Origin of the sequence: Salmonella sp. 3C (genome assembly GCF_025426275.1) — a bacterium.
GTDB classification, from domain to species: Bacteria; Pseudomonadota; Gammaproteobacteria; order Enterobacterales; family Enterobacteriaceae; genus Salmonella; species Salmonella enterica.
In genome coordinates, this window is sequence record NZ_CP104858.1 from 4,534,760 (window position 1) to 4,546,121 (window position 11,362).

Genomic DNA, 11,362 nt, shown 5'->3' on the forward strand with positions numbered 1-11,362 from the left:
CGCTATCGGTTTCGACTGATAGCGCCTTACACCGTTTGTAATCGACAATATACGATATTTTTCCGGTTCCACGTGTAGGTGATATGTACGACGCCGCCCTCGCTAATAATAGCGGGATAAGAATACTCACAGTGGTCACTTTCCAGGTCCAGTAGCGGTAGCCATGATTCGCCATTATCTTGGGAAGCAATCAGTGAAAGCGGATAGCGCTTTCCCCAGTTGCCGTTGACCAGATTTAACGCAAGAATCAGCGTACCGTCCTGCATACTAACCAGATCGATACCACTATTATTATTCGGTAAAGATGTCGCGCGGGCAACAGACCAGGTAGCGCCATAGTCGATTGAATCACTGCGAAAAATTGCCCCGCGTGTGCTTCGTAACAACATATGGATATGCCCCGGAGAAGACTCCCACAGCGTAGGCTGAATAACGCCATCCCAGCGCAGGAGGTTTTCCAGACAACATTCCCACAACATCCCCTTTTTTACACCATCCCACAACGCTACGTTTGTCCCGGAAATAGCGTTATCAGGCTCCAGCGGAACAAAAGAGATATTCCAGTGTTTTCCTTCGTCAGAGGATCGATCCACAAATGCCCTCCACCGTTCAGGACTTTCAATCGACCCTGGCGCAATCCAGGCGCCATTTGATGCCAGCAGGAGTTTATTTTTTACGGGACCGCGCGGCAAAATATCATCGTTAACCAACGGAGCTGGCGTACTCCAGGTAAATCCTCGATCGCTGGAGGTGATAAACCAGGTTTTCCACACGTGTACGTCGCTGCCTACTTTATAAAATAACCACAATTTAATCCGACGGGTAAAATAACACCGGATTCCAGTGCGCTTCCCCCTCGCGTGCCGCCACTCGCTGCGGTGTTGTCCAGATATTATGTTCATAGCGAGATAGCCAGATGGCTGTATCTTCGCTTCCTTCGCGCAACCCCGCGAACCATGCGGCCACGAGCGTACCGCACGGTAAGCGAACAAGCGTAGAGGCATGGCACTGGAAGGACTCGGTTCCGCTTTCCGGTAAAATGACCTGCCGATTGACGAGCACTAATTTCATACCTGCCTCTATTAAATAAGGTAAAAAGCATCAGCTTTTTTACGTATGAAAGTAGTGTTAGCAGAAATAGCATCAACGCGGTGAAAACGATCAACCGCTATACGAATTTATATTCAGGTATCGCGCCCATAACAGGCAGAATGTCGAGAGTGGACAAAAATTGGACTGACCTCGCGGATAATTCCAACTTACCACCGTCCAATGGCGACGAGGTCAGTGGCACGGGATAATATAGAGGTCAGGGCTATAATATTTAGCGATCTGTGCCTACAAGCATGACGGGATACTTTTCGCTACAGGCAATGAAGGCCCGTCTAAACGGGCCTTCATTAACGCGATTATGATTTGTGTTCAATCGCCTTTGGTTTGCTTTCTATGGCAATTTTTTTCGGTTTCTCGCTTTCAGGGATCTCCTGGTAAATCTCGACCAACAAGAGGCCCTGTTCCAGTTTCGCATTATTCACCTTAGCATGTTCAGGCAAAGAAAAACTCAACTGGAAATCCGCCTTACGAATACCACGATAAATCCAGTGCGTCTGATCCTCTACCGTCTCTTCAGTGTGTTTACCCGTAATATTCAGGTTGCCGCCAACCGTTTCAATTTCAAGCTCTTCCTCTTTCCAGCCAGGAACGCTCACGGTAAGCAGATAGTTATTCGCATCGCGCTTTTGCAGATCGTAAGCTGGCGTCGCAGTGACTGGCGTATCTCCTGTTAATTGACTGAAAAGTCTATCAATACGGTTGAAACGGTCAGAGAAAAGAGAATCAGCGAACACGGGAAGTGCTGACAAGGTTCTGAGTGCCATCATTAACCTCCTGAATCACTATTCAAAAGTTCAACATCAAGGCAAGCATTGCTTGTCCACTGACTACATAGGGACGGGAAAAACATTTTCAAGTCTATAAAAGCCTTTTTTTAGTCACGAATTTAAGTGGTTAACGAAAAATCTCATCCCGTTCATTGCCATTTCCTCTGTCCCTTCATCTTTACAATTTTTCTCCACCAGTACAATTGATAATGATTATCAATTGCATTAATGTATACAGGTTGGTTATGGCAGTGACCAACGCCCTTCTCCATTATCAAACCCAGCGCCGCCTTCGGGCGGCCTTTTGGGAGGAAATATGGTCGCCAAAAATAAAATTCACGGTCGTCGTATTCGTCAGTCTCTGCAACAGTTACATCATCGTTGTCTTTTTCAGCAACTGGCGGTAAGCCCACCAGGAGCAAAATATGTTTCAGTCACCGCTGAAACAAAAAACTGGCTTATTCATCTTGTGACTTCAGAGGGCCGTTAGCACGCGGTAGTGACTGTCCATGTTGTCGCTAAAATTTTAATGAAATGACATTTATACACCTACAATTTGCGCCCGGCGGCTCCGGGCGCCATACCTAAAGATATGACACCCGTTGCCAACTCACAGGAATTTTAGCTATCGTCTCCGACGTAGAAAAATTCTATATCTTTATTAAACCATTTATCAATGTTGTGCCACATCAGACAACCGGTCAGAAAACTTGCGATCAATATCCCTCCTATAAGCCACTTTTTCACATATACTCCTGAATAACCCCTGTTGATGCCATTATCTGATCGATAATAAAAAGACCATCATTTGAAGAAATAGTTTCACTGACAGATACCGTATGAAACGAGACAGTGAACAGTACCGTTTTCTTCGGTTTTTATGCCATAGTATTGAGCAGTGGTGACAATCATTTTCTATCGCACCATAATGATTTGCAGCCTATAGTTTATGATTTTAAGATTTGTCTACTCATCACATATGTCAGTGATGGATAAATTATAATACGCTTTTCTGGCGCACTTTTCGTCAGTAAACAGGAATACTACAGCATTCATCGTATTGATGCCGCTTTATCTCCCGTTCTTCAGGGAATTAACGACAATTTTATGCACAAAGGATACTAATGATGAAACGTAAATTGATCCCATTTACCCTCTTTCTCGCTGCGCTTAGCGCCAGTACCACCTCTATAGCAGCTTCGCAGGAGATTTCTAAATCTATATACACCTGTAATGATAACCAGGTTATGGAGGTGATTTACGTCAACACCGAGGCTGGAAACGCCTATGCGATTATCAGTCAGGTAAACGAGATGATCCCGATGCGGTTAATGAAAATGGCCTCCGGAGCAAATTACGAAGCCATAGACAAAAATTATACTTATAAACTTTATACCAAAGGCAAAACGGCTGAACTGGTGGAAGGTGATGATAAACCTGTTCTCAGTAACTGTTCCTTAGCTAACTAACCTTAAGAAATGCCTGAAGACTCATCAGGCATTTCCACTTCAACCTTCCTGTAACGTAACGTTAAAGAATATGTGAATCACTACCGTAGTATAATGGCTAATTAGTAACCACTTTTAAGCATGGTTAATCCTATTTTTAAAGAAAAGTTCGAACTGTCTGAATTGTCGTTGTTGAGCGTTTAAATGTTTTGCTTTATTAAGTGACCCAGGTAGAATTCGCAGCGGCTGGTAACCATTCATATTCGCACTATTGAACGATCACCAGCCAACCGCGCCAGGGTCTTGCATACGCTCTGGCGCGGTTAAATCCCCAGGCCATAAACGAAATCACTGGTTTCTGCTATTGATCATATCTTTCAAGTTAACCTGCATTATGCTTGCCCACCTGATGTAAAAAGACACCGCTCTGAACCATAGGGTGTGAATTTCATTTTATAAAAAATTGCGGTGCCGGGTGCCTCCCGGTGAACCATACCACAGTCAATATGGTTCGCGAGGAACATTAACTATTTGACTGGACGCCCCGCCGCAAAGGGGGATTCACCGCATAAGAAAAATCTACAACTCACAAGTAATAAAAGACAATAACATTTTTGTGCATTTTTTATAAATGACTATCTTGTCACGTAATAAATGAAATTATTCTGTAACAGGATTGCAAGACAATACTTATTCAAAACTGAAGTGGTCAGTGGGAGTCGAACCCACATCATCAGCCTGACACTGAGGTAATAACATTATACGATAACCACATTGGACCGCCACCGAGGCCTCGAACCTCGCACCATCAACTTAGGAGGTTGATGCTCTATCCAGCTGAGCTAGTGGCGGCTGGGGACTTCTGCCAGGCGCAAAAAAGGCGCTCTCCTGGATAAAATACATACCTTGCTACTTTTCAGTAGTCGTTCAACGGCAGGTACAATATGCGAAGGCGGTCACAAAATCTTGATGACATTGTGATTAATTCCAGGAAAATTTTTCAGAGTGAATCTTGTGAGATCAGGCGTTATTTACACCAGATTTTCCTTCCTGCTTATCACCTACCTGAGCAACCTTGATTGCTTACCACAACCCCTTATCTGTGCTTATGCTGGTGAGATGTTATGTACAGCGTCACTATGACGAAGAGAGAAAAGACAGGCAGGTACGTGTTACTGGTAAAGAAGCCCTGTTTTGTGACTGGCGGTGCGGAAGGCGAACCTTCCGCATAGCTTATGCTTTTCAGAAACGGTATCCAACCCCGACGTTGAAGCCGTTTATTTTTGTAGAGGAGATGTTGCTTCCTTCATACCCAACATCGACGACGATATTCTCCAGCGGATTCATCTGTACACCCGCGCCCCAGGCAAATCCCGTTTTCCTTGAGGAAATTTTGTTAGAAAAAGAATCGCCATCCTGAGTGGAATGTTCTTTAAATGTCGCCTTTACCGTGCCGACACCCGCCAGCGCGTATAACGAAAAATTGTCAGACAATCGATAGGCTGGCCCAACCATTAAAGAACCGTACTTCACCTCAAACTTGTCATGGTAATGAATACCTTCAGGCTCAACAGACCCGGAAGCCTGTCTGTCTCCATATAAGTAACTTAGCGAGGAAATAAAACTTACCGGAGAGTCATCCTCATAACGGTATTTCACATTTACCCCTCGGATATTTTTGAAATCCTGAACTTTACTTTGTGCATACCCCACGGAAAAGGCGTTAGTATCGGCCTGTGCAACATTTACAACCAAAACGCTTGTAGTAATAAATAAAGTGGATAAAATAATATTTTTCATAACAACTCCTTAATACTACTTATTATTTACGGTGTGTTTAAACACCTGCAGTACCGATCCGGCATTCAGTTATCGCCACTATGCCGAATCGACAAAACCACGAATAATTCACCGCTATCGCTCCTGATGTGTTTACTTCCTGAAAGATATTTTTACTACCGAAGCACTCTATCGCTCATTTAGGTAACCGGTTCTACAATGTCATCTAACTTTTATAGATTTGAATGCTAATTTTTCTCACGCATATATATTTAACAGAAACCATAAAGTGTTTAGCCACTATAGAACAACAAACCCACCATGCAACATTTTGATATTTAAAGAGAAAATCTCACAACCACATTAAGAAACCTGACACCGATCGGCTAAAAACATGTCATTAAGCAAACTCGCCATATAACCAGAACATATCGCATTGTGCTTCACAGTCCTCACGTGACGCTCCAGCCGCAATACGGTTATATGCCATCGCAGGCGCTGTAATTATATTCACGATGATGCTTAGCACGCTTTATTCCCGCTCCGATTTAATCTTTTAATATATCTATCAGTTACAACATTTCTTGTTATATTATAAGAATAGAATCAACACCACAATTCCAACATAAATATCACCTGTGTTTAGAGAGAATTTACATTCCAAAAAAATAATAACTAACGCAAATATTGAACACGCGATAAAAAAGTCTATTTCGCTATAAAACCCATTATTATTAAGAGTGGTTAACTCTTCGTTGAATAAAAAATGTCAATGACGTTCCATAATTCAGGAGATGAACTTCACAAGTCATTATATATAACAGGAGGTGCTATGAAACATCATGCTTTTATGCTTTGGTCATTACTTATTTTTTCATTCCATGTTTTGGCCAGTTCAGGCCATTGTTCTGGTTTACAACAGGCATCATGGGATATTTTTATCTACGATTTTGGTAGTAAAACCCCGCAACCACCTACAAATACTGATAAAAAGCAAGCCAGGCAGATTAGTTCACCGTCCTGCCCGACGACAAAACCCATGATGTCCGCACCAGTCAATGACGCCAGGAAAGGGAATACTTTCTCCAGAACATAATGTTATTTATCTACAATGGTGCCGAACGACTACTTTTAGCCATCCGGAAATCTTGATTGCCATCAAATATAGCTGGCATTATTTTTCCTGACGTGTATAGTGCGCCTCGTTATCCCCATTAAGGAATTTGTTTGTCTCGTAAAATGACAGGAATTGTCAAAACCTTTGATTGTAAGAGCGGTAAAGGTCTCATCACCCCCTCCGATGGACGCAAAGATGTTCAGGTCCACATTTCAGCATGTCGCCAACACGAAACAGAAGCGCTTATCCCCGGTATACGCGTTGAGTTTTGTCGTATTAATGGCCTCCGCGGACCTACCGCCGCCAACGTTTATCTTTCATAATTCGTCACCCGGCATTTTTTCAGAAAAATTTAGCGAGTACGTCTACCTCCGCAGCCTGCTATGAGGCTTTGCCTGAAAGGCTGCAGAATGTTTTCAGTGGCGAAAATCTAAAAGATTTATTTTGCTAATGACTCCTGTGACCTCTTTTATCATATATCGGGTGCCCCCCCTTCTCACTTTGTTTAACGTGAAGAAATGTACAGCCGTTTTTCACTGTGATAGCATCTAATATTGCAAAAGTATTTAACGCTATATACCCATCGTCACAGGAGTGGCTGGCTGCGCGCATTTAACCGAAGTATTTATGTGATTCTATCGGAATTATCTCTATTGCCGCTCAATGCTACGTCATATTCAGTGGGTATAAATCGCCAATATAGTTGTAACGCTATTTATTTTTAGGGTAATAATTGAATGACTTTGCTTTCAGGAAAAACCACACTGGTTCTCTGCCTCTCCTCTATTTTATGTGGATGTACGACGAACGGCTTACCCACACCTTATAGTATTAATTTGTCGTTCCCGGTCATTACACAAAACCAGATTAATTCCGGTGGTTATTACATAAATGACGCGGAACAAATTCGGACAACTGATGGTCTGTGCCTTGATACAGGCCCAGATCAACAGAATCGTTTGACGCTGCGGGAGTGTAAGCATGTGCAATCTCAGCTTTTCTCATTTCACCGAGACAGAATCACGCAGGGTGAGAAATGTCTGGATGCCGCAGGACAAGGTACAAAAGAAGGCACACCAATCATTCTTTATTCATGCACGGGTAATGATAACCAGCGCTGGCTCACTGATGATAACAAAATTAAGGGGAAACAGAGCCGAAAATGCCTGGGCACAAATAGCATTATTGTCAGAAAAGGCGACCCTGTTGTGTTGGCCGATTGCGATTTTAGTCGCGCCCTGGAATTTACCATCAGGTAGCAGGACACCGCTGTGAAGAGAGTGCCGCTAACCTCTTGACACGACAACAGGTTAGCGACCTTTACTTCCACGTGCGATCAATTTACTTTACGTCCGCAACGTCAGGATGACAAAACGGCGGCTAAACCTTGACACCAGTTATATACCCAGCTTAAATACTGGTCATCCAACCAGTAAAAAGGAAATGGCGATGTTCGTCGAACTCGTTTATGACAAGCGAAATGTTGAAGGTTTGCCAGGCGCACGCGAAATCATCCTCAATGAACTCACAAAACGCGTACATCAACTTTTTCCCGATGCGCAAGTGAAAGTTAAGCCAATGCAGGCGAACGCATTAAACAGTGACTGTACAAAAACCGAGAAAGAACGGCTGCACCGTATGCTGGAAGAGATGTTTGAAGAGGCTGATATGTGGCTGGTCGCCGAATAACGTCCCCTCCTGCGAAAGCGACATGTCCGATCGAAAACAGCGCCCTGAGGCGCTGTCTGTGACGATATAACGCAAACGCTACCACTCAGAACATGTTGTTGTTGATACCTCAGACCGGTATGTGGAACCGACATTCATCGCTTCACTGGCCTGTCGGTATGAGTAGCCCTTATCAACAATCAGCTGTGCGCATTCCAGCCTGAAATCTGAAAGTACGTTTGGTTTTGTTGTTTATTAAGAGCCTATCCCATTAGACTCTTTTATTCGCCAAACTGGCTTTAACGATTACGCCTACTGGGATAGGTTCTAAACTTATCATCAATACGTAAAATACCTATTTACGAACAAAAAGTAACAGGTAAAAATCCGAAATAAAACCAGCATAACTAAAACTTACTGCAGATATGCACACGCATTATTACTATGTTTCCAGGATAGTCTCGACCAGTCAAGACTATCTATTTTATATAAAAAAGGGAAATACTTCACATGAATAAAATACATGTTACATATAAAAATCTCTTACTTCCGATTACCTTCATTGCAGCAACTCTAATTAGCGCCTGTGATAACGATAAAGATGCCATGGCGGAAGCTGAAAAAAATCAAGAGAAATACATGCAAAAAATCCAGCAAAAAGAGCACCAGCAATCAATGTTCTTTTACGACAAAGCCGAAATGCAAAAAGCTATTGCCAATATCAACGCAAAAGGTGGAGCCAATCTTGCGATTATTGAAGTCCGTTTCTTCAAGGGCGGGTATTCATTCATTCGACAAAGCGTTAACCCCCCTGCTAAAGTAGAGATGTTTAAATTTAACAACGGCTACTGGGGGGGACCTTCGCCTGTCAACTTAACCATCTTTGGCACTATAACAGAGGAGCAAAAACAAGAAGCACTAAAAGAGGCTTTATTCAAATTCGACTCGATCAATTTCAGCATTATACCAGAGCGTATTCAGGAAACAATTAAACGCGCTAACGCCAGTGGCATCATTTCCGTTACGGAAGATAGCGATATCGTTGTACGAGCAGAGATAGCTCATAATGGCGAATTCGTCTATGACATTACCATCACTGCTAAAAATACAGCACGTGCGGTAATGACCTTAAATAAGGATGGTTCTATTGCCGGATATGAGGTCAAAGAACCTTTCGACCCAAAAAAATAAGCCGAAAAAGCACAGCAACTTGTTGAACAATCGAGAAAAGACATTGAAAGTCAGCGTAAAAAAGCAGCTGAAAAGATGAACGAAATACAGCAGACATTTAAAAAATAGCAGGCGATACAAACATTGATAAAAATTATAGCGCGAAAGAGCGCGTGCCAGGTACTAAGGCACTGCTTGAAGACAGCGAATCGCTATTTCATTCTCTGACACTGTAATTTTTCGTACTCAAGATGTTTATTTATTGAGTCTTTTGTGGATAACCAGGTGAAGTTATGTGACGCTAGGAATCTATTCCAGCGGGCGTACTTGTTGGAGCCAGTGTGAAGCCGGGCAGCGCGCAGAAACCGGAGCGTATACGTTGTACGTGAGAATTTCGAGCACTGCCCGACCTAAAAATGATGAATAAAATAGATATTTTAAAGAGGTAATATGAAGAATTTTTTCAAAATAATTACTGATTTCATCGCGGATATTTCCCTTGATCTATTTGCTATATTTTTATGCATGTTATTCGTATACAAAACAGGACCATCAATTGGTGTGATATCATTTTTTATTGCATTAATTATTTATATCATTCTTCATTTTGTTTTTTACTCATTTCGTGAAAAAATCATAAAAAAAATATTCAAATAAGTATTTAAAATTATTGTTTTGAGGTACAAATTCAGCGCAATAAAACAGAGCAACTAAAAAAAAATTAGGCGTAGCGAAGTGGAAAAGGACTGTCATGTACTGGACCGTGAGCTGGTCGGGAGAGCAATGTACGGGAAAGATCGAAATACTGTCATTGATATGAGCAGGAATATCGATAGCCAGTAAATCACTCCTGTGGTAATACAGGCCACTTGATGACTGTGAAGGTCGCTTCATCTGAAGCGCCGGTGAAGTCCAGCGATTTAAGTGAAAAGTAGCCAGCAGGCGCTTCTACTGGTCCATATTCCTCTATTTTGCTAGGCCATACTGGAGCGCCACCCAGGTATCTGCCAGATTGATCCTAAGCTAATAAATATAAAAATATAGCAGCTACTGCCTACCTCAAGAAGTATGCGCTCATGATCATTTAATGCTCTTTTAAAGAGCCTGATAATAAGCTTGTCAATATAATATTATGCAGTCTCTATTAAGCACCAGGTTTATTTGTTTTGCATAATCATATAGTTGACTTTCCGAGTAAGAGTTTTCTTGCAAAGACAAATAAACGTGTTTTATATCTCTGAATAAACATACATCACCATGAATATGAGCTTCTATATAATTCCCTTCATAGCCTTTACCATAATTAGAATGAGCTAAAAATTTTTCGCCCTTAGCCATTTTAACCAAACTCTTAAAGCAATTATAACCAAAAAAATCATTTTGACAGGATGCAATCAGGTTCTCCATATGCCAAAATGTTGATAGTTTACTCGTATCCAGACCAAATCTGTGGCCGTAGATATCAAAAGGTGATAATGTACAATTTGTTTTTACATTATCATTTAATTCAAAAAATGATTTCCCATAGGCGCTGGCACCTCCATTTTCACCGTTCAGAAAGTCCAGTGCAGCATAAATTGGTCTGCTTGTAGGGCTAAAAGTTCTACTGTTGGGAGTATATGCTACGGAAAAACCGCCTGTCTGACCATATGGGGCATAAGGTGAATCTGCAAGCCTCTCCAGTTCAAATGCTTTAGTTTCAACTGAATCACGTCCGACATTATAAGCAGGTAAATCTCCTGGTCTGCAACCTAATGCATAAGAGTTCAGATATTCTTTATTTTTTAAGAGAGAGACAAAGTCAATTTTTGCCGCATTAAAATTTATTGTCAGCCGGGCATTTTGTAAAATATCCACCATCTTATTTAGCAAGAGAGTGCAATCTATTTCGGTACCACACTCACGGCTTATCCGCCTGAGCGCTTTTTCTCTTATTATGTCAGCGTCTCGCTGACACCTGGAATGAATATGCGCAAGTACTTGTTTTCCAAAAAGGCGACCATACACCTTTTTACGCTCTTCATTGCTGAGACCGCAAAACACTTCGTCAAAAGAAAGCCTGTACGCTGCGCTCACAGAACCTCTCACCGTTCTGCTTTCTGGAAATGGCGGAACATCTTCAACAACATTTCTAACTTGCTGAATGTCTGAAGACAGTGGAGTACGTCCGGCATTTTTTTCCTTATCTGTTTCCAGATATTCCGGAACCTTTATACTTCCACTATGGCAGATAGGTTTGAGCATATGTCTCCTGAATTTTTATGACTAATATAGCATTCACTTTCGCTGACGTATTCTTT

At 42.0% G+C, this 11,362-nt stretch carries 10 protein-coding genes, 1 tRNA gene and 2 pseudogenes; 7 read left to right on the plus strand and 6 right to left on the minus strand.

The genetic code is table 11. From position 1 onward, the window contains the following. Nucleotides 1–26: 26 nt before the first annotated feature. The 3 genes and pseudogenes from N7E69_RS22015 to N7E69_RS22025 form a co-directional block, all read right to left on the minus strand. Nucleotides 27–1,071 (minus strand): annotated as a pseudogene (locus N7E69_RS22015) (sialidase family protein). Between the two features lie 338 nt (nt 1,072–1,409). Continuing rightward, a complete protein-coding gene (locus N7E69_RS22020; protein ID WP_001218120.1) occupies nt 1,410–1,877 on the minus strand; it encodes an Hsp20 family protein in 468 nt (155 codons plus the stop codon). A 152-nt stretch (nt 1,878–2,029) separates the two neighbouring features. After that, a complete protein-coding gene (locus N7E69_RS22025; protein WP_000927827.1) occupies nt 2,030–2,302 on the minus strand; it encodes a hypothetical protein in 273 nt (90 codons plus the stop codon). 702 nt (nt 2,303–3,004) lie between these two features. Between N7E69_RS22025 and N7E69_RS22030 the strand changes: the two genes are divergently transcribed. After that, the gene (locus N7E69_RS22030; RefSeq protein WP_000977725.1) at nt 3,005–3,349 is read left to right on the plus strand and encodes a c-type lysozyme inhibitor; all 345 of its coding nucleotides are present in this window, start codon (nt 3,005–3,007) and stop codon (nt 3,347–3,349) included. A gap of 754 nt (nt 3,350–4,103) precedes the next feature. Here N7E69_RS22030 and N7E69_RS22035 read toward each other — a convergent pair. Continuing rightward, nucleotides 4,104–4,180: transfer RNA gene (locus N7E69_RS22035), tRNA-Arg, on the minus strand. A gap of 390 nt (nt 4,181–4,570) precedes the next feature. Next, nucleotides 4,571–5,128, minus strand: coding sequence for a virulence membrane protein PagC (pagC, locus tag N7E69_RS22040; protein WP_000789466.1), 558 nt, complete (start codon nt 5,126–5,128; stop codon nt 4,571–4,573). Nucleotides 5,129–5,939: 811 nt separating this feature from the next. On the opposite strand from pagC, the gene pagD reads away from it, so the two are divergent. The 6 genes and pseudogenes from pagD to N7E69_RS24495 all read left to right on the plus strand — a co-directional run bounded on the left by pagD (nt 5,940) and on the right by N7E69_RS24495 (nt 9,719). Then, nucleotides 5,940–6,203: a virulence protein PagD gene (gene pagD, locus N7E69_RS22045; protein ID WP_001535993.1), complete on the plus strand. Its 264-nt coding sequence runs from the start codon at nt 5,940–5,942 to the stop codon at nt 6,201–6,203. A 131-nt stretch (nt 6,204–6,334) separates the two neighbouring features. Next, nucleotides 6,335–6,547 carry a cold shock-like protein CspF gene (gene cspF, locus N7E69_RS22050; protein ID WP_001537306.1) on the plus strand — a complete coding sequence of 71 codons (213 nt, stop codon included), beginning with the start codon at nt 6,335–6,337 and terminating at the stop codon, nt 6,545–6,547. 414 nt (nt 6,548–6,961) lie between these two features. Next, the gene (locus N7E69_RS22055; RefSeq protein WP_001532066.1) at nt 6,962–7,483 is read left to right on the plus strand and encodes an RICIN domain-containing protein; all 522 of its coding nucleotides are present in this window, start codon (nt 6,962–6,964) and stop codon (nt 7,481–7,483) included. Between the two features lie 190 nt (nt 7,484–7,673). Beyond that, a complete protein-coding gene (msgA, locus tag N7E69_RS22060) occupies nt 7,674–7,913 on the plus strand; it encodes a virulence protein MsgA (RefSeq protein ID WP_000497451.1) in 240 nt (79 codons plus the stop codon). A 489-nt stretch (nt 7,914–8,402) separates the two neighbouring features. Further along, a pseudogene (envF, locus tag N7E69_RS22065) lies at nt 8,403–9,191 on the plus strand (putative envelope lipoprotein EnvF). A 321-nt stretch (nt 9,192–9,512) separates the two neighbouring features. Next, nucleotides 9,513–9,719, plus strand: a complete 207-nt coding sequence (locus N7E69_RS24495) for a hypothetical protein (protein WP_000787625.1) — start codon at nt 9,513–9,515, stop codon at nt 9,717–9,719. Between the two features lie 462 nt (nt 9,720–10,181). Here the strand turns inward: N7E69_RS24495 and sopF are convergent, their stop codons facing one another. Beyond that, the gene (gene sopF / locus N7E69_RS22070) at nt 10,182–11,306 is read right to left on the minus strand and encodes a type III secretion system effector SopF (RefSeq protein ID WP_000917273.1); all 1,125 of its coding nucleotides are present in this window, start codon (nt 11,304–11,306) and stop codon (nt 10,182–10,184) included. Nucleotides 11,307–11,362: the final 56 nt, after the last annotated feature.